This is a genomic window from Paraburkholderia franconis (genome assembly GCF_009362735.1).
GTDB classification, from domain to species: Bacteria; Pseudomonadota; Gammaproteobacteria; order Burkholderiales; family Burkholderiaceae; genus Paraburkholderia; species Paraburkholderia franconis.
This window is the reverse complement of sequence record NZ_WHNP01000004.1, coordinates 52452-71794: the sequence shown is the minus strand read 5'-3', so window position 1 is coordinate 71794 and position 19343 is coordinate 52452. Positions and strand designations below refer to the sequence as shown.

General features: G+C 61.0%; 18 protein-coding genes and 1 pseudogene. 10 read left to right on the top strand and 9 right to left on the bottom strand.

Annotated features, from left to right (window positions below; translation table 11 throughout):
* Positions 1-66: 66 nt before the first annotated feature.
* The 8 genes and pseudogenes from GCT13_RS05345 (at position 67) to GCT13_RS05315 (ending at position 8870) form a co-directional block, all read left to right on the top strand.
* Complete coding sequence (locus GCT13_RS05345) at positions 67-1086, top strand: ABC transporter substrate-binding protein (RefSeq protein WP_152755704.1); 1020 nt, start codon at positions 67-69, stop codon at positions 1084-1086.
* 2 nt (positions 1087-1088) lie between these two features.
* Positions 1089-1898 carry an ABC transporter ATP-binding protein gene (locus GCT13_RS05340; RefSeq protein WP_152755703.1) on the top strand — a complete coding sequence of 270 codons (810 nt, stop codon included), beginning with the start codon at positions 1089-1091 and terminating at the stop codon, positions 1896-1898.
* Positions 1891-2811: an ABC transporter permease gene (locus GCT13_RS05335; RefSeq protein WP_152755702.1), complete on the top strand. Its 921-nt coding sequence runs from the start codon at positions 1891-1893 to the stop codon at positions 2809-2811. The genes GCT13_RS05340 and GCT13_RS05335 overlap by 8 nt, the downstream gene beginning before the upstream one ends.
* Before the next feature lie 192 nt (positions 2812-3003).
* Positions 3004-4640, top strand: a pseudogene (locus GCT13_RS05330) (type VI secretion system Vgr family protein); the annotation flags it as partial.
* Entirely contained in the window at positions 4617-5093 is a 477-nt protein-coding gene (locus GCT13_RS51135) for a bacteriophage T4 gp5 trimerisation domain-containing protein (RefSeq protein WP_407670753.1), read from the top strand. The pseudogene GCT13_RS05330 and the gene GCT13_RS51135, both read left to right, overlap by 24 nt.
* Positions 5094-5111: 18 nt before the next feature.
* Positions 5112-7640 carry a hypothetical protein gene (locus GCT13_RS05325; RefSeq protein WP_152755701.1) on the top strand — a complete coding sequence of 843 codons (2529 nt, stop codon included), beginning with the start codon at positions 5112-5114 and terminating at the stop codon, positions 7638-7640.
* Between the two features lie 103 nt (positions 7641-7743).
* A complete protein-coding gene (locus GCT13_RS05320; RefSeq protein ID WP_152755700.1) occupies positions 7744-8592 on the top strand; it encodes an immunoglobulin domain-containing family protein in 849 nt (282 codons plus the stop codon).
* Between the two features lie 23 nt (positions 8593-8615).
* A complete protein-coding gene (locus tag GCT13_RS05315; RefSeq protein WP_152755699.1) occupies positions 8616-8870 on the top strand; it encodes a PAAR domain-containing protein in 255 nt (84 codons plus the stop codon).
* A 68-nt stretch (positions 8871-8938) separates the two neighbouring features.
* On the opposite strand, the gene GCT13_RS05310 is transcribed toward GCT13_RS05315, so the two are convergent.
* The 7 genes from GCT13_RS05310 to GCT13_RS05280 all read right to left on the bottom strand — a co-directional run bounded on the left by GCT13_RS05310 (position 8939) and on the right by GCT13_RS05280 (position 14649).
* Complete coding sequence (locus GCT13_RS05310) at positions 8939-10693, bottom strand: L-aspartate oxidase (protein WP_152755698.1); 1755 nt, start codon at positions 10691-10693, stop codon at positions 8939-8941.
* Positions 10690-11304, bottom strand: a complete 615-nt coding sequence (locus tag GCT13_RS05305; protein WP_152755697.1) for a fumarate hydratase C-terminal domain-containing protein — start codon at positions 11302-11304, stop codon at positions 10690-10692. Before GCT13_RS05305 ends, GCT13_RS05310 begins: the two co-directional genes overlap by 4 nt.
* A gap of 2 nt (positions 11305-11306) precedes the next feature.
* Positions 11307-12182, bottom strand: coding sequence for a fumarate hydratase (locus GCT13_RS05300; protein ID WP_152755696.1), 876 nt, complete (start codon positions 12180-12182; stop codon positions 11307-11309).
* A gap of 69 nt (positions 12183-12251) precedes the next feature.
* A complete protein-coding gene (gene sdhC / locus GCT13_RS05295; RefSeq protein WP_152756096.1) occupies positions 12252-12605 on the bottom strand; it encodes a succinate dehydrogenase, cytochrome b556 subunit in 354 nt (117 codons plus the stop codon).
* Positions 12605-12952, bottom strand: a complete 348-nt coding sequence (locus GCT13_RS05290) for a succinate dehydrogenase (protein WP_152755695.1) — start codon at positions 12950-12952, stop codon at positions 12605-12607. Before GCT13_RS05290 ends, sdhC begins: the two co-directional genes overlap by 1 nt.
* On the bottom strand, positions 12952-13665 hold the full coding sequence (locus GCT13_RS05285; protein WP_152755694.1) for a succinate dehydrogenase/fumarate reductase iron-sulfur subunit: 714 nt from the start codon (positions 13663-13665) through the stop codon (positions 12952-12954). Before GCT13_RS05285 ends, GCT13_RS05290 begins: the two co-directional genes overlap by 1 nt.
* A gap of 198 nt (positions 13666-13863) precedes the next feature.
* Positions 13864-14649, bottom strand: a complete 786-nt coding sequence (locus GCT13_RS05280; protein ID WP_152755693.1) for a sulfite exporter TauE/SafE family protein — start codon at positions 14647-14649, stop codon at positions 13864-13866.
* A 188-nt stretch (positions 14650-14837) separates the two neighbouring features.
* Here GCT13_RS05280 and GCT13_RS05275 point away from each other — a divergent pair, with 188 nt between their 5' ends.
* Positions 14838-15728: a LysR family transcriptional regulator gene (locus GCT13_RS05275; RefSeq protein WP_152755692.1), complete on the top strand. Its 891-nt coding sequence runs from the start codon at positions 14838-14840 to the stop codon at positions 15726-15728.
* 36 nt (positions 15729-15764) lie between these two features.
* On the opposite strand, the gene ppnP is transcribed toward GCT13_RS05275, so the two are convergent.
* Together ppnP and GCT13_RS05265 are read right to left on the bottom strand one after the other, a co-directional pair.
* Positions 15765-16085: a pyrimidine/purine nucleoside phosphorylase gene (gene ppnP / locus GCT13_RS05270; RefSeq protein ID WP_152755691.1), complete on the bottom strand. Its 321-nt coding sequence runs from the start codon at positions 16083-16085 to the stop codon at positions 15765-15767.
* A gap of 184 nt (positions 16086-16269) precedes the next feature.
* Complete coding sequence (locus GCT13_RS05265) at positions 16270-17334, bottom strand: Dyp-type peroxidase (RefSeq protein WP_152755690.1); 1065 nt, start codon at positions 17332-17334, stop codon at positions 16270-16272.
* Positions 17335-17675: 341 nt separating this feature from the next.
* Here GCT13_RS05265 and GCT13_RS05260 point away from each other — a divergent pair, with 341 nt between their 5' ends.
* Positions 17676-19217 carry a methyl-accepting chemotaxis protein gene (locus GCT13_RS05260; protein WP_152755689.1) on the top strand — a complete coding sequence of 514 codons (1542 nt, stop codon included), beginning with the start codon at positions 17676-17678 and terminating at the stop codon, positions 19215-19217.
* Positions 19218-19343: the final 126 nt, after the last annotated feature.

Genomic DNA, 19343 nt, shown 5'->3' with positions numbered 1-19343 from the left:
CACTCGCACTATCCGACCGCCCCGCCGTGTTTTCTCACGCACGGCAACTACAAGGAGTGACCCGCAATGAGCCTCCGCAGACTTGTCGTTTTCTTCTCAACGCTGCTCGCGCTGTGCGCGATGCTCGCAAGCGCGCCCGCGCGCGCCGAACTCTCCGAGATCCGCATCGCGCGGCAATACGGCGTCAGCTATTTGCCGCTGATGATCATCCAGGATCAGAAGCTGCTCGAAAAGCACGCGGCGCAACTCGGCATGCCGAACCTTAAAGTGTCGTGGGTCGAATTCGCGGGCGGCAACGTGATGAACGATGCACTGCTGTCCGACTCGCTGCAGATCGCGTCGGGCGGCGTCGCACCGCTTGTGCTGCTGTGGGCGCGCACACACGGCACGCCCGTCGAAGTGAAGGCGCTCGCCGCCATCAATTCGATGCCGCTGCTGTTGAACACACGCAATCCCGCTGTGAAGACGCTGAAGGATTTCAGCAGCAAGGACAAGATCGCGCTGCCCGCAGCGAAGGTGTCGATTCAGGCGATCACGCTGCAGATGGCCGCGGAAAAAGCATTCGGCGCGGGCAATCAGGGGCAGCTGGATAAATACACAGTGTCGCTCGCGCATCCCGACGCGCAACAGGCGTTGCTGTCGGGCAATAGCGAAGTGACGGCACATTTCGGCTCGCCGCCTTTCCAGGAACAGGAACTTGCGCACGGCGGCGTGCGCACCGTCGTCAATTCGTATGACGTGCTCGGCGGCAAATCGACGTTCAATCTCGTGTGGTGCACGTCGAAGTTCTACCAGCAGAACCCGAAGCTCGTACAGGCGTTCATGGCCGCGCTCGACGAAGCGCAAGCGCAGATCAACAAGGACAAGCACGCGGCGGCGCTCGCGTATCTGCGCATCAGCAAGGACAAGAGCAATGTCGCGGACATCGAGAAGATGATCTCGTCGCCCGACGTCGCCTTTACGACGACGCCGGAAAACACCGTCAAATACGCGGACTTCATGGCACGCACCGGTCTCATCAAGGCGAAGCCCGCTTCGTGGAAAGACATGTTCTTTCCGACCGTTCAATCGCTGCAAGGGAGCTGACGATGTCACGTACGCGCGCAGCAGCCAGATCCGATACGCGATCGCATGATGGCGGACCATTGCTCGATGTCAGCGGCGTCACGTTGCAATACAAGACGCCGAAGCATCTCGTGATGGCCACTTACCGTGTCGACTTCAAGGTATTCGAAGGCGACCGCTTCGTGCTGCTCGGTCCGTCCGGCTGCGGAAAATCGACGCTGCTCAAGAGCGTCGGCGGCTATCTGCCGCCGACGGAAGGCACGATCACGCTGAAGGGCAAGACCGTCACGAGGCCCGGCCCCGACCGGATGATGGTGTTTCAGGAATTCGACCAGTTGCTGCCGTGGAAAACGGTCAAGCAGAACGTGATGTTTCCGCTGCAGGCGTCGCATCGCTTGTCGGGACGTGAAGCGGAAGAGCGCGCGATGCATTACATCGACAAGGTCAACCTCACGAAATTCGCCGACAGTCATCCGCACACGCTGTCGGGCGGCATGAAGCAGCGCGTCGCGATCGCGCGCGGCATGGCGATGGAGCCCGACATCCTGCTGATGGACGAACCGTTCGCCGCGCTCGACGCGCTCACGCGCCGCAAGATGCAGGACGAACTGCTCGCGCTGTGGCAGGACACGCATTTCACCGTGCTGTTCGTCACGCACTCGATTCCGGAGGCGATCAAGGTCGGCAGCCGGATTCTGCTGCTGTCGCCGCATCCGGGCCAGGTCAAGGCGGAACTCGACACGGCAGCCGCCGGCGAAACGCCTGCCACGCTCGAAAAACGCATCCAGCACATGCTGTTCGAAGACGAGATCGAAGAGGCCGAGAATGTCTGAAGCTACTGCACCTGGCGCAGCAACCGTTCATTCGACGCGGCGCGATGCCGGCACACGCACGCCGCGCGCCGAAATCATCCGCGAGCCGAGCGACGCCGCGCATTTCAGCGTGGTCGAGAAACCGTTGTCGGCTTTCGAGCGGCTCTATAACCAGGGATGGCTGCGCAAGGCGATGATTCTCGCCGTGCTCGCGATCATCTGGGAAGCGTACGCACGCTGGCTGAACAATCCGCTGCTGTTCCCGACCTTCACAGCGACCGTCGAAGCGTTGTTCCGCAGCATTGCGAGCGGCGAACTGCCCGGCAAGGCGTGGGCATCCATTCACGTACTGCTGATGGGCTATGTATGCGGCGTGGTGCTCGCATCACTGCTGACGGCGGCCGCGATCACATCGCGCATCGGCACCGACTTTCTCGAAACGATGACGTCGATGCTCAACCCGCTGCCCGCGATCGCGCTGCTGCCGCTCGCGTTGATCTGGTTCGGGCTGGGCAACGGCAGCCTGATCTTCGTGCTGGTGCATTCCGTCACGTGGTCCGTTGCATTGAATACGCACTCGGGCTTTCTCTCCGTCAGCAATACGCTCAAGATGGTGGGCCGCAATTACGGACTGCGCGGCGGCGCTTACGTCGCGAAGATACTCGTGCCCGCTGCGTTTCCGAGCATCCTGACGGGCCTGAAGATCGGCTGGGCTTTCGCATGGCGCACGCTGATCGCGGCGGAACTGGTGTTCGGCGTCAGTTCGGGTTCGGGCGGCCTCGGCTGGTTCATCTACGAGAACAAGAACCTGCTCGACATCGCCAATGTATTCGCGGGCCTGTTCACGGTGATCCTGATTGGCCTCGCTGTCGAGAACCTGATCTTCCGCGTGCTCGAACGGCATACGGTGCAGCGTTGGGGCATGCAGTCGTAGAGGCTTCATACGTTTTAATCAATAGAAAAACGGCGGGCGCAATTGAATGCGCCCGCCGTTTTTTATTGCCCGCCTCCCGATGCAGGCGGCATATCTTTCGCCCGTCCGGGCAATTTTCGAATTCTTCTGATATTGCCCGCGAGCCGATTGCGGTTCAATCCATGCGAAATCTAGACGGGAGTCAAGTTAGTTATGCTGACGTTTCTGCAAAGGCGCACGCTTACGATAAGCGGTCCCGCACTGCCCGTATTGCTCGATGGCACCCCCGCGTTATTGCTGAGTGCAATCAGGGGTGAGGAATCACTCTCGACGGTCTACGAGTACGAACTCTTCCTGACCACGCAACTGGATATGCCCGATGCGGAAGCATCCGCGATCAACCTCAAGGCGCTGGCCGGCACCGAACTCACGGTCGCAATCCAGCTTGATGGAATGGGTACGTTTTCAGCCGGCCAAACCGGGCTCGCGGGCAGGGCGGATATCGGGGCGGGCACCCGTGAGATCAGCGGCCTCGTGATGGAGGCGGGCTTCGTCGGCCAGCTCAACCGCCAGTACCGCTACCGTGTGCTCCTGCAACCTTGGCCCGCCCTTATGGCCTTGCGTTCTGACTTCCGTATCTACCAGCGCAAGACGGTGGTGGATATCCTCGAAGCGATCTTCGGGGCGTACATGTATTCGTACGACCTGCGTCTGGGCGGCACGTATCCGGTGCTCGACTACCCGGTCCAGTATAGCGAGACGGACCTCCATTTCGCCCAGCGCCTGATGGCCGAGAACGGCATCTACTGGTTCATCGAGCACTCGGACACCTTCCACCGTATGGTGCTCGTCGCATCTGGACCACGAACGACTACCACTTCAAGAAGCCGAAGGCGCAGCTTCAGGCGCAGAACGAACTGCCACAGGACACCGCGCACAACCAGCTCGAACGCTACGAATGGCCGGGCGACTATACCGAACCGGAGGACGGCGAGCAGTTCGCGCGCGTGCGCATGGAGGAACTGTACGCGCAGGGCGAGCGCGCACGCGGCAGCGGCAACGTGCGCGATGTGGTGTGCGGCACGACCTTCACGCTCGCGGGCTACCCGCAGGCAAGTGCGAACCGCGAATACCTGGTGCTGCGCGCGAAACTGGAGGCCGAAGAGGTTGGTGAGTCCAGCGGTAGCGCGGCGCACTACCGCATCGCCACGACCTTTGACGTGCAGCCCGCCACGACGGTTTTCCGGCCCGAGCGGAAGTACGCGAAGCCGCGTACCACCGGCCCGCAGACGGCCATCGTGACTGGCCCCGCCGGGCAGGAAATCTGGACCGATCAGTATGGCCGTGTGAAATTGAGCTTTCACTGGGACCGTCACGGTTCAAAGGACCACACCTCGTCATGCTGGATACGCGTGTCGTATCCGTGGGCGGGCAGCAACTTCGGCGGCATCCACATTCCGCGTGTCGGCACCGAAGTGATCGTCGACTTCGAGAACGGCGACCCTGACCGGCCCATCGTGATAGGGCGCGTCTACAACGCGAAGACGATGCCGCCGTGGGACCTGCCCGGCAACGCGACACAGAGCGGTATCCTCACGCGCTCGTCGAAGGACGGCGGCTATAGCAACGCAAATGCGATCCGCTTCGAGGACAGGAAAGGTGCGGAAGAACTGTGGTTGCAGGCCGAGCGCGACATGCGTACCGAGGTCGAGAACGACGAATCGCACGCGGTCCGGCACGACCGGATGAAGACCATCGAGAACAACGAGAGTACCACCATCGGTCACGATCGATCCGAGACAGTGGGTCACGACGAACAGGCGGACATCCACCATGACCGGCGTCACCGCATCGGTGAGGATGCGTTTCTCGAAGTCGGACACAACCATACGTCGCAGGTCGGCAAGGACCGCATCGAGAAGGTCGGGAACCATCGCAAGGACCAGATTACGGCGGACCATCTGGTGGAGATTGGCTGTCATGCCGAGCATACAGTGCAGGGACATTATCGGCTGGAGGCGGGGCAACTGGCTGGAGTGAAGAGCCGGGTGATCCAGCTCCAGGCCGGCGACGTGGCGAAGATTTCCGATCCTGCCGGGACGATAACGCTTGACGGCAACGGCATCACGCTGGAGGCCGTACGGATCACGTTGAAGGGGCCAATCCAGTCGAGTACAGGATGGGTGAAGAACGCGCTGGACCTGCGCTCCGATGCGCGTGAAAGGGTTGCCATTCGATCTGGAATCCTTCTCGTTTTCCGGCTAACGCGGACGAACAGTATTCGAATGTTCCCGAGAACCTGAAACTACAAAAGACAGCCGATGATTATTACTTTCCCGTTCGAAGACGACCCTTACTACAGTGCACCTCAGCCCGTCTCCTATACGCAGTCGAAGTCGGCCGCGCTGACCACGCCCGCCCTTGTGAAGAAATACCTCGATCTGGCGCGTAGCGTGGCGGGTGGCGTGTTCCCGGTCGGCACGAATCGCTTCTGGCACGGCGGGGTGCACCTGAAGGGCACGAAGCCGGTGCGGGCCGTGGCCGATGGAACGATCGTCGCGTATCGCCTGGACACCGATTACACGGAAAGCGCGCTCGATGCGCTGATCAAGAGTAGCGCCCCATCTGCGCCGTCATCGAAGACGAAGGCGAAGTCGAAACCGGCGCCACTCCGTCAGTTCAGCGGCAGCTTCGTGCTGATCCGTCACGAGTGCGAGAAGAACAATGGCGCGAACCCGGTGAACCGCTACACGGGGGCGCATTTCTATTCACTGTTCGCAAACCTGATGCCCGCGCGGCAACTGCATGACAAGGCCCTGTTGCCGCCATTCGTGACGACGGGCGAGAACATCCTGCTGGTCAGTGCGTTGCGTGGCGACGAGGTGACGGTGCTGGCCGTGAACGGCGATGCCCACCGGATGGCGAAGGTGCGCGCGACGGATATCAACAGTGGCAGTGCGGTCGAGGGCTGGGTGGAGCACATGTATCTCGACCTGGACCCGGCAAAACCGCTGGCGGTGTCCGCGAAGGTCAGGCTCAGCTATCCGATCTTCGCGCTGTATGCATGCCATCCATCAGAGCGGAAGTGGCGCACGCTCGACACCGTGAAGGTGATCAGCCATCCGGTGCGTGCCGGTGAAGTGATCGGCTATGCGGAGAAAACCGACAGCCAGTCCGGCGCGCTGCCGGACAGCTTCCATTTCGAGATTTTTACCACCGACAAGGGACTGCTGAAACCGATGAAGTCACTTGAACCGCCGGGTATCGTGAATCCCGCCACGTCGCATCAGGACTATGTCGACGGCAGCAGGAGCGATGGCATGGGGAAGGTTTGGTTGACGAGGAATGCGGACCTCGCAAGGGATAGGCTCATTCATGACGGCGTTCCGGCAACTCCCGACATCATCCAGTTTCCCGCTGGATCATGCTTTGTATCAGCGATTCCGGTTAGAAAGGATGGCAACCCGACAGATATTCCAGCCAAGAATGTTTGCTTCAAGCTGTACGACCTTAGCGGAACCAGTTACTACGCCTATGCCTCGCAGGCTCACGCAACGGCAGACGGTCGCGACTTTGTGAATAACGCCTGGGTGACGCTGACCACCGACAGCGACTGGATCGCACGTGGCTGGCAGGCGTACGAAGACAAGGAACTGAATACCACCGATGACGCTTTCGTCGAGGACGATGATGCGGTGATGCAGCAGATCCTCAATGCCGCATGCAAGCTTCCAGTAGCCCTGAACCTGAATGATCTGCATAGCGAGGGTGTCGATGCGATCCTGCGCAACACCGCCGTGCGCTTCCATACCGAGTGGGACAAGGACCATGCCGTAACGCGCTACCAGAAGCTGAAGACGGGCGGGCATCCGCCGCTGCCGCAACTCACCGATGCGCAGTTCAATGCGTTCCTGCAGGACGCCGAAAGGCAGCAGTTCTGGACCGAAGCGCGGGTTGATACAGATGGGGTGAGTGGTCCCGGCCTGACGCCCTTGCCGGGAAAAATGGATGCCAAAAACTGGCATTACCATCCGGTCGGATTTCTGGCGCAGATGCGCGAATGCCTGGCGACCGACGTGCATCTTTCGGAAGAAGCCTTCGAACAGGAAATCCGCAGCAGCTGGAACACGGGGCTGAAACTGATCGAAAAGCGGCTAAAGCAGCTCGAACCTTGGAAAGACGCGAATGCGGTACTGCCGTCGCCGCCTGCCGCGATGCCGGTCATTGTGCGCGAATACGCGACCACCCACGATATTCACAACGTCAAGCATACAAAGCTGTGGGAAAACTTCATCTACTGGTTTGGCGTCGATCCCAATACGGTTGCCTCGCCTGAAACGCTGCATGGGTCGCTTGCTGCGGCCCCGGCGGGTCATCACGTGTATGCCTATCTGAAAGGGATGCGGGACTTTTTCCGCCATCTGTCCATGCAGCGTGTCGTGAAGGGGGCGCTTGGCTTCGAGGCGGGGGCGTGGGTGCATCCGGCCACCTATCCTGGCAGGCCACTTGTGCCAGCCCAGGCGGAGTTCCAGATGGAGTGCATCAACATCGGCTGCCAGTATGGCCTCTTCTTCAGTGCATTCAGCAACACGGCTCCCGTGGACCAGAACCGGATGGAGGTGCAACTGCATGAGGTGGCGCATCTGCGCAACACAGCACATGCAAAGGATCAGACCATCGCGCTACCTGCAGCAACCAGCGATCCAAAAAACTTCAATGGCCGCACGGCCTATGGCGCACTGGCCGCGCGGGTGCTGGCCGAGTTCGCGCCGAACCGGGCACTGGCCAATGCGGAAAACATTGCATTCTTTATCGAGAGCGCGAAACATGAAGCCGACATTACGGCGTGACCGCTGGTGGACACGATGCGCATTTGCGTTGTCGGGTCTGGCCATCCTGGCCGCATGTACCACACATCTTTCAACATCCCCAGACAGTGACGGGAACAGGACCATGACCAATACTCAACCCGCTTCCGGTAACACTGCCGACAGGATTGGTATCCCCGATAACCGGATCAACTGGACCAAGAACCCGCTGGTCACGCAGATCAGATTTGCCGGCTCGTCGTTGTACAGCGATGCTGTTGAAGTGCGGTATAACATTTCGATTGCCAATCCTACCGACAAAGACGTTCGGGCAACGGGCATGCCGACACCGGACGACGGACCGGTTCGGCTCTACTGCGAAGGAAAAGAGATCGACCCGTCGCCGCCGCGTGATGACGGAGTAATGGCGATCAAGGCTCCGCCCCGTGACGATGAGGTCAAGCGCTATCGCTATACCCTGAAGGCACACGATGGCTGGAAGAGTCCCATACCTTACGAGTTCACGATAAAGAACAGCCAGTTACTGACCGGCACGCACATTTACGAAATGGTCTACTGGCACAGCCAGCTCGACTGGATCGATGTGCGCGAAGTGCTGGCGCGCACCGACGCGCAGGGCAAGGGCCGCATGGTCTACCCGATCACCGACAACGCGCCATCGAACCGCCTGTACTTCAAGGTCTACAAACCTACCGACGAGGAGGCTGCGAAGGGCCACAAGATCGAGTTCCTGGGCGAGGTCGATGCACGCACCCAGGTGCCGCCATTCCCGCGTGCCCGGCCCGGCGACTTCTCACCGCGAACCGGCTACTGGTATGCCGTGGGTCAGACGATCGACCTGATCGGCGGCTACCACGAGGTGTTCGTGAAGGAAGGCGATTCAATGCCGAACCTGCCGGGTAAGGTCGGCGTGGACCCGTTCAGCTTCGAATGGAAGTATGCGGGTGAACACCCCAGGGCAGCGGGTCAATAAATTTCTATCGCGGAGAGGTTTTCATGCGTCCGGTTGTTCTGGTGGGTCACCGCCATATGTGCCCGGTTCATGGGATGGGTACGGTCGTGACGGGTACGAGCGGAGTGATCATCGGTGGTCGCGCCGCCGCCCGCATCGGCGACGTAACCAGTTGCGGAGCCATCATCACTTCGGGCTCGACCTCGGAGTTCGATGGTGCTGGTATTGCCCGGAAGGGCGACACAACCAGCCATGGCGGGACACTCATTGAAGGCGACAGCGGCTGGGTGCTTGAATAAGCGATCAGGTAAGTTCAAGGTTTCACCACTCCTTCGGGCGCGACGATCTTTATTGCGTTAGTGCTTTTTCAGCCGCGAACCGCGCCAGCCTCGACACTCTTTTCACACTCATCCAGAATCGTTTCGCCCGGCCTGACACGTGTGAACGTCACGGGCTCTTGCGAAATGCAGATCTCTCCTTGCTGACGGCGAACCGTAGTAAATGCCGATCTTGAAAGATCGCCCGCATCCGGAAAGTCTTCTCTGAAATGCGCGCCCCGGGAGTTCTCGCGAGCAATCGCCGCTTCCGTGATCACCTGGCTGACCGATATCAGGTTCTTCAAATTGAGCCAGTCGTGCCATTGCAGATTCAATGCGCGATCGCCATCGGCAACGCCCGTGCGCATCAACTGACCGTAAAGATCTCGCAACGCCGCTCGTGCGCGAAGAAGCCCGTCGCCGTGACGAATAATGCCGACGTCCTTCCACATACATTCGTAGAGCGCTTCCCGAATGTGCTCCAGATCTTTGCCATGCTGTTTGAAAGGCGCTTCCGCTTCGCTGACGGCGGCCCGTAGTGCGTCATCGTCGGGGGCATGATACTCACCGTGTTCGCTGACCCACGTCGCCATGCTGTCCCCTGCAATGCCGCCGAATACGGTGGAGTTCGCGACGCCATTGCCACCCAGGCGGTTCGCGCCATGCACTCCGCCCGTATCTTCGCCCGCCGCGAACAGGCCCGCGAGTTCTGTGCGGCAATCGGGCTGGAAAACCACGCCGCCCATCATGTAGTGTGCGGTCGGCACGACCTCGACGAGACCGCCCGCAAGATCGAAGCCGCAATCGGCGCAGCGTTCCACCATGCCTTTGAACTGCTTACGCACCTTGTCCGGTCCGAGATGGCCCATCTGAATGTACACGCCGCCATTCGGCGATGTGCGGCCCTCTCTCATTTCCGAGTAGATGCCACGCGATACGATGTCGCGCGTCGCACGCTCGCCGCGCGCGTCGTAGCGATGCATGAAGCGCTCTTTATCGCCGTTCAGCAGATGACCGCCCGCGCCGCGCAAGCCTTCTTCGAGGACCGTGCCCGTCATCCGCGTGTGGCTTCCTGCGAGCAGACCTGTCGGATGGAACTGCACCATTTCCATATCGCGCAGTGGCAAGCCTGCGCGCAGCGCCATCGCAAGGCCATCGCAACTCTTGTCCCCCGACGGCGTATGAAACTTGTACATCGTCGGTCCGCCGCCCGTCGCGAGCAATACCGCTCGCGCCTGCACGAACACGAACTGCCCCGAGCGCATGTCGATCATCAGGACGCCCGCGAGGCTCTTGCCGTCGCGGCTTCTGATCAGCTCGATTGCGCGATGCTCTTCGAGCCGGTTGATGCCACGGCTCCACACCTGCTCGGCAAGACGGTTGATGATCTCGATACCCGTCAGATCGCCCTTGTGCACGGTCCGATCGAACGTCTGTCCCGCGAATGCCTTTTGATGAATCGAGCCATCGGGATTGCGATCGAAAAAGCAGCCCAATTCGTTTTCGAGTTCACGAACGCGCTCGACGGCCGTGCTCACCAGTGTCCACGCGAGATCCTGATTCGACAGCCATTTGCTGCCCTCGATCGTGTCCATGAAATGACGCTCGACGGAATCGCCCGGCGCCAGCGCCACGTTGTATCCGCCCTGCACCATGCGCGTGCAGCCGCACTTCCCTAACAGCCCTTTGACAGCGACGGTAATCGAGAGCTGAGGCGCGGTCTGATGCGCGTGCAACGCTGCGAAGAGACCCGCGCCGCCGGAGCCGAGTATCAGGATATCCGTCCGGATGTGCGCGATATTCATTTGGCCCGTACTCCAAGACTGGCGAGCACGGCCGCGCGACGGTCGGCTGCGTCGTGCTTCACTGCGTCGTAAAGACTCCCGCCATGGCTATCCATCGCCACGAGCAAGGGACCGAAGTTGCTGATCCTGAATCGCCACAGCGATTCAGGATTGAGATCGTCGAGGTCGACGGCTTCGATCTGCTCGATCCATGTCGTCTCGAGCGCGGCCGTGCCGCCGATGATCGCGAGATAGACGCCGCCCAGATCGCTGAACGTCCCTTGCGATGCTTCGCGCAGCCCGCCTTTGCCGACGATCATGCGCACGCCGTATTGCTCCATCAGCGGCCGCGTGAAGCGCTCCATCCGGTCCGACGTCGTCGTGCCGATACAGATCGGCTGATAGCCCGCCGGATAGTCGTCGCTGATGGGAACCTTGCGCACGTTCGGCGCGGTGTGAATGACGGCATGGCCGCGAAGATCGAAATGCGTCGTGCGCCCTCGGTCGAACATATGGATTTGCGTCGCATCCCGAATGCCGTAAAGCGTTCGGTGCAGTGTCACCGTATCGTTCACGTGCAATTGCCGGATCTGTGACTCGTCGACGGGCGTGAAGAGATCGTAGTGGGCCATTTTCAGAAACCGTATGAAAGTCCATCGGCAGAGAACACGGCTCTTGCACGCCGCGCCGAGTGACATTGCATGTTCACTGCGATGGGATTCATCGTGATGTGCGTCGAAGCGAGTTCGATGTGGACGGCGAATGCCGTGCTGTCGCCGCCCAGACCTTGTGGGCCGATACCGAGCTGGTTCACGGCCGCCGACAGTTCCTCTTCGAGCGCCGCGCCGTCGGGATCGTCGCAACGTGTGCCGAGCGCCCGCGTGGCCGCCCGTTTCGCGAGCGCAATCGAAAGATCGGAGGTGCCGCCGAGTCCGACGCCGACAATCGTCGGCGGGCAGGTCTTGCCGCCTGCAGAAAGCACGCAATCGACGACGAACGTCTTGATCGCATCGATCCCTTCGGCAGGAACGGCCATCTTCAGAAACGAATTGTTTTCGGAACCGCTGCCTTTAGGCACCATTTCGATGGCCGCTGTATTCGCGTCGCCGGAAAAGTCGATGTGAATGACGGGTACTTCAATGCCGCAAGACGTGTGATCGTTCTTGCGCGTCAAGGGATGCACGACCGACGAGCGCAACGGATGCTCGCGCGTCGCTCGCTCACAGCCCTTGCGAATCGCGGCCTTGAGTTCGAACCCGTCGAACTCGACATTGCGCCCGATCACGACGTTGTAAATGGGAATGCCCGTGTCCTGGCAAAGCAGGTTGTCGGTTCCCTCCGCCACCTGAATGTTCGTGCGCATCGTTTCGAGCACGCGCCTTGCCACGGGCGACGTATCGGTTGCCGCGAGCCTGTCGATACCCAGCTTCACATCCGGCGGCAGCAGTTTCAGCGCGCGGATATAAAGCTCTTTAGATGCTTCCTCGACGGCGCCGAGATCCAGTTTCATGGTCATGTCCTCCCGGATAGCGTTTCGAATCCAGATCTCGCTGGCTTCGAAAAACGCGGCATCAGTACATCAGTGCATGAGTGCAAGTAGAAACGCGAGACCGGCGCACGTGCTCGCTCCCACCCCCAACGCGAGCCAGTTCTTTCGCAGCCCGGTCCAGGGGAGAAACTCGATCAGCAACAGCCGGATGCCGCCCATCAAATGAAGCGAAAGCAGGACCACGAGGCCCCATTCGCCGAGCTTGAAAAGCGGCTGGTCAGTGACACGAATGAAATTTTCGAGCGCACCCTCGCCGGCAATCGACTGCCCAAGCGCCCAGAAATGAACAGGTAAAAAGAGAGCAAGTCCGAGACCGGACAAGCGGTGTACGAGAAACGCCCAATACGCCGGGTGCGTACGCGCGCGATAGTCGTTCTTGCGCATCATGCGACGACTCCATAGACCGCGCGCAGTCCCATGAAAGCCAGCACGACGGAAATCGCAACGCTCGCCGCCACTGCTGATTTACCGCGCCATTGCAACCACTCTTCCGCGATCCGCAGAACACCAATGGGGACGTGAATCGCGCACGCGATCACAAACAACGTGTAGAACGCGCCAAAGAACCAGTTGCCATGCGTGCGGCCAAGAATCGCAGAGGCAGTCAGCCCCTGATGCACTGCGTACACGATGACGGCGATGTGAACCAATACGCAGCACGCGAGAACCGTCGCGCTCATTCTCTGCCAGTACCACAAACGCGCTTGCGTTTTCAGCGACATCGCGTTCATCACAACTCCCCTTCGAGCGCGGCCTTCATCGTCATCCGCTTCAGGCCCGCAATGCCAGCCGTCGGCGAGATGTGCTTGGGGCAACGCTCCGTGCAGGTCGCCTGCGTATGACACGAATGGCATCCCGCATCGCCCGCGACCGCGCGAAGGCGTTCTACACGCTTGCTGTCGCGCTCGTCGTTGACGAGCGTCCATGCGCGGTTGAGCGCGGCAGGCCCAAGGTAATCGGGACGCCAGGTCACGACATCGCACGACGAATAGCACACGCCGCAACCGATGCACTCGACACCCGCATCGGCCGCTTGCCGCCGGGGACTGTCCGGCTGCACGCGCGCGAAATCATCGCGGCGCGTACGTTCCCCGCTGAATTGCCCTTTGGCCTGAGCCCATTTATCGAAGAAGCGGCCCATGTCGGTCACGAGATCCTTGATCACGGGGAGGTTCGACAGAGGCGCAATTTCGAGCTGATTGCCCGCCGCCACTTTTGCGACATGCGTGCGGCACGTCCACCGCGCCTTGCCGTTCACGTTCATCGCGCAGGAGCCGCACATCCCCACGCGGCACGCGAAGCGATAGGCGAGATCGGGTTGAAGATGACGCTGGATATAGGTCACGACGTCCAATACGGTCTGACTTTCATGGCGAGGCACTTCGTAGGCGACCAGTTCGCCTTCCGTGCGACCTCTCCAGACCTTGACGCGTAGTGTGTCCATATCGACAGTGCCTTTAATGAGGAATGACCCATGCAATAGCCAATAGCGGCTTTCTAGTCGCTAGTGTTCTGCATCCCGAGATAAACGAAAAGCGAATATTTCTTGGCTTGAGAGAAAGGATCGCTTTTCATCAATCGACGCCGCGAGTGAGGTGTCTTGCAGGAAAGAACAGCGCGGCATGCCCGCCAAACGGCGAGATCACGCCAGCATTCCAATTGAAGAGCGGACGATGAGATTGGCTCCCGCCAGAATCAGCACGGCCCAAAGAAGCGTCGACACTCTGGCGGCCGGTACCTTCGTGCGCAACAACGCGCCCGCGGCAAGACCGAGCGCGCCGCAAGGCAAGAGCCATCCCGCCAGCGGCAACACCACCGGGTTCTTGTACAAGCCGGATGCACTGAATAGAAAGAGCCGCGCGACAGCAGTCGCGGTGATCAGCATGCTGACGGTTGCACGCCGTTGCTCGGCATCACGCAGCCGCCCCGCGAGATAAATCGTATAGACGGGCCCGCCCGTGCCGAATACTGCTGTCAGGCATCCGCCGCCGAGCCCCAGAGGCAGTGCCCAACCTGCGCCGAGTGCGCGAAATTCTCCGCTCGACGTGATTCGCCATGTCGAATACACGAGCAGGCAGATGCCGAGTATCAGTTCGAGCGGCTTTTCCGGCGCCGAGACGAGCACGGTCACACCGAGCACGAGCCCGATGCAAAGCCACGGGCCTATCTTGCGCAGCTCGCTGATCTGCACGTCCTTCAGATTGCGCATGCCGACGAGCAGTCCCGCCATCAGATCCAGTATCAGCATGACGGGCGTGGCCGTCTTCAATGGAATGAGCTGCGTCAGCATCGGAATCGCAACGATCGACGAACCGAACCCCGTCATGCCGTACACGAGATACGCGAGCGCGACGATCACACCCGACGCAGCTATCGAAGCAATGCCGATTCCGATCGTGGACAGAGCGAGATACGCATGGTCAAGCATCGGTGCATTGCCTCGTGGTATCGGGGTTCCATCGGGGGTTCTTTTGCACGAGTCATTATGAAAGCGATGTTGATAAAGAAAAATCCAATAATGGTTTTCCTTAGCACAAGGAAAACTTTCGTTTTTGTATGATGGGTTCAGTCCAATTGATCGCACTACCGCGTCGATGCGCGGCCTGACACATCGTCATGCCTTCGATCAGAACCCTGAAAATTTTCCTCACTGTCGCTCGTTGCGGCACATTCGCGGCGGCGGGTTCCGAGGTCGGCCTCACGCCCGCCGCGATCGGTCTGCAGGTCCGCGCGCTCGAAGACGAGCTCAACGTGCAACTGTTCGATCGGAGCGCACGCGCGGCCGTGCTCAATTCCGTCGGCCGCGCGCTGATTCCTGATGTGCAGGAGATCGTGCGCCGTTATGAACTGCTCGAGTCCGCAGTGGGCGGAGGCGAAATGTCGGGCACGGTGACGATGGGCGCGCTCGTATCGGCATTGATGGGTTCGTTTGCCGATGCGCTATGGTCGATCCGTCAACGCTATCCGCGGCTCGATGTGCATCTGTTTGCGGGAATGTCGAGCGACTTCGCGCGAAAAGTGGAAACGGGCGAACTGGATGCGGCTGTCGTCACGCAATCGCCGCGCGCGCTCGCTTCCAACCTTCTATGGACGCCGTTGTATTCGGAGCCGATGATTCTGATCGTCCCGAGAAGCCCGCACTTCGATTTGCCGCGCGACCAGAACGACATACTGCGCGAAGCGCCGTTCATGCGCTTCGACAGAAGCACATGGACGGGACATCTCGTGCAGGACGTATTGAATCAGTGCGACACGCTCGTCAACGAGGCGATGGAACTGAACTCCGTCGAAGCCATCATCGAACTGGTTAGACAAGGCTTCGGCATTTCAATCGTGCCGAAGCTCGCTAACGTCGCGTGGGCCAATGACCAGAAGCTGCAGGTGATGCCCTTGAATGGCATCGAAGTACTTCGTCACGTCGGCTTGCTCGAACGCGCACGGCACAACCGCATGGCGTTCACCGACGCGATCAAAGGGTTCTTCAATACGCCGTTGCGTCCAGCGTAGACGCGAGCGGCGCAAGCGACACGCGTCCGCGCGTCTTTACAGATAGCTGCACACGTAATCGAGCGTTTCGATCACGTCGATATCGAAGCGGCTCTTGCCGGGCACCGGGAACGACTCGCCCGCGCGATACGTCTTCCACTCGTCGCTGCCTTCGAGACGGATGCGGCATTGGCCCGCCTGCACTTCCATGAGTTCCGGCGCATCGGTGCCGAAGTTGAGCGTGCCGGGCAGAATCACGCCGAGCGTCTTGCGGCTGCCGTCGGCAAAGAGAACGGTGTGCGACACGCACTTGCCGTCGAAGTAGACGTTGGCCCGTTTGATAACGGAAACCTGATCGAATTGCGTTGCGGCCGTCATGGCGGTCTTCCTCTTGTCGTCGTGAATGGATTCGTTCGCGCAGCATCGCTATCCGCGCGGCGCGGGCCTGCCATCATACAGGCGATTCGAACCGTTCAAACGCGCGATCATTCTTCTGCCTTTGCTTTCTTCTGCTCCCCTCGCATCACCGACACCGACGCTTCGCTCATCAGCATCAGGTTATTCATATTTGACGGGTTCCTTTCAGAGCGCCGATATTCAGCGAGCCTTCATGCTGCGGCTCGGCGGAAGCGGATGCATCATCAGGCGGCTCGCTCGCGCTCACATTCACATTCGCGGCCTGCGGATCGCGTTCGGCGAGCGCTTCGAGCAGGGTCGCCGATGGCACGAACAAGAGGCTGCCCGTAACGGCGCGGCTGAAGTCGAGCAGCCGGTCGTAGTTGCCCGGCGGCCGTCCGACGAACATGTTCTCGAGCATCTGCTCGAGCGGCGCAGGCGAGCGCGCATATCCGATGAAGTACGTTCCGAACTCGCCTGCGCCAGGGCGGCCGAACGGCATGTTGTCGCGCAGGATCTTCACTTCCTCTCCGTTCTCGACGAGCGTGGTCAGCGAACTGTGCGACCACGACGGCTTCACGCCTTCGTCGAGTTCGATGTCGGAGAGCTTCGTGCGGCCGATGATGTGCTCCTGCTCTTCGACGGTGAGCGCGTTCCAGCCCGTCATGTCGTGCAGGTACTTCTGCACGAGCACGTAGCTGCCCGCTGCGAAGTCCGGGTCCTCTTCGCCGATCATCGTGAACTCGGGCACCTCGCGGCCCGTCGGGTTCTCGGTGCCGTCGACGAATCCGACCATGCTGCGCAAGTCGAAATAGCGAAAGCCCTGCACTTCGTCGACGACCGAGACGGCGTCGCCGAGCCGGCCTGTCAGCTGCGTCGCAAGCTCGAAGCAGAGGTCCATCTGGTCCGCGCGAATGTGCAGCAGGATGTCGCCCGGCGTCGCGACCGCGCGGCGTTCGCTCGGGCCGAACTCGCGAAACGGATGAAGCAGCGCGGGACGCGGAGCGCCGAACAGCGTGTCCCACGCGTCGGAGCCGAAGCCGCACACGCACGACAGGTTGCCGGACGGCACGCGCTTGCCGACGGAGCGCACGAGCGCGCCGATGTCCGCGCACCATGCGCGCACGGCGCTGGCGTGGTCCTGTCCTGCGGCGAGCGTCGCGACGATGAAAATCGCACTGCGGGTAATGGGACTGTCGACGGCTTGCGGTTCTGGAATGTCGTTGGGCATCGGATCGTGTCCTGTTGAAACCGTTGCGGGTTGCGACAAAGCGGAAAGTGCACCGGGTAGCAGAGTACCGCGATTACGGGGAGTCTGTCCCTGGCGCCGGCAAGACGGCCATGCGCTTATGAAAAGCGGTTCACAACGATAAACATCATACGAATTGATCGATGTCGGATTACGGGTTTCCCCGCGTCAGGTCTTGCCCGAAGCGCGCCGTTATCCCTATCGAGCAGCGCGTTATCAACCGCCGCGAAAAGACCAGCAGCATCAGCAACGATCAGCCACAGCCAGCAACAACGCGCAAGCCTCGACCCCAGCCGCAGCAAACCGACCATCCTGACTTCACCATGACTCTCAACAAGAAACTCGCCTCGATGATTGCGATCCTCTGGATCGGCCTGATCCTCATTGGCGCGTTCGGCGCGTGGCAGAACCGCTCGTCGATGATTTCCGACCGCCGCGACCAGTTGACGACGCTCGTCGAAGAAGCGAACGCGATCGTCAACCACTACTACACGCTGTCGCAGCAGAATGCGATGTCCGAAGCCGACGCGAAGAAGCAGGCGCTCGACTCGCTCTCCGCGCTGCGCTACGGCACAGACGGCTATTTCTCCGTCAACGACTCGCAGCCCGTCATGCTGATGCATCCGTTCAAGCCGGCCCTCGTCGGCAAGAACCTGTCCGATTTCGCGGACCCGGCGGGCAATCACCTGTTCCTCGATCTCGTGAAGGCGGCGAACCAGGGCAAGGGCGGCTTCGTCGACTATCTGTGGTCGAAGCCCGGCAGCGAAACGCCCGTCGCCAAGACCAGCTACGCGATGCGCTTCGCGCCGTGGGACTGGGTGCTCGTCACGGGGATGTACATGGACGACGTGCAGAGCGCGTTCTACGCGGACCTCGTGCGTTGGCTCGCGATCACCTTTGCGCTCGGCGCGCTCGCGACCGTCGCGATGGTGCTCGTGCTGCGCAGCGTGAAGCAGGCGCTCGGCGGCGATCTCGAAGTGGCCGTCGAAGCGGCGCAGCGCATGGCGCGCGGCGATCTCGCGACGCCCATCCCCGTCGCCCATCGCGACGGCGCGAGCCTGCTGCACGCGCTGCGCACGATGCAAAAAGGCCTCGTCGATACCGTCTCGCGCGTGCGCGCCGGCACCGAGAACATCAACGTCGGCGCGAGCGAGATCGCGGCGGGCAACACCGATCTGTCGCAGCGCACGGAACAGCAGGCGGCCGCCCTCGTGCAGACGGCATCGAGCATGGACGAGATGACGTCGAACGTGAAGCAGAACGCCGACAGCGCCGCCACGGCCGCTCATCTCGCGAGCCAGGCCGCCGACGTCGCGACGCGCGGCAGCCGCGTCGTCGATGACGTGGTCCGCACGATGGGCGACATCACGAACAGCTCGCGGCAGATCGGCGACATCATCGGCGTGATCGACGGCATCGCGTTCCAGACCAACATTCTTGCGCTGAACGCCGCCGTCGAAGCGGCGCGCGCCGGCGAACAGGGCCGAGGCTTTGCCGTCGTCGCGGCAGAAGTGCGAAGCCTCGCGCAACGCTCGGCGACGGCCGCGAAGGAGATCAAGGCGCTGATCGAAACGTCGACGGGCAGCGTCGAGGAAGGCGCGTCGCTCGTCGCGAACGCCGGCTCGACGATGACGGAACTCGTCGCATCGGTGCGCCGCGTGAACGAGATACTCGAGGAGATCAGCCACGCGTCGCGCGAGCAGAGCGCGGGCATCGAGCAGGTGAACCGCGCCGTCGGCGAAATGGATCAGGTCACGCAGCAGAACGCTGCACTCGTCGAGCAGGCGGCGGCCGCCGCGCATTCGCTGAAGGATCAGGTCGGCGTGCTGCGCGAGGCGATTTCGAGTTTTTCGCTGCCCGCCTGATTGCGCTAACGTGCTTTTTTGATGCGGCCTGGGCAGTCGATCAAACGCGGGCCACAAAAGGCGATCGATAAAAAGAAGGCGCTCATCGCGAGCGCCTCTTCAACACGCCGCGTCGGAGACGACGCA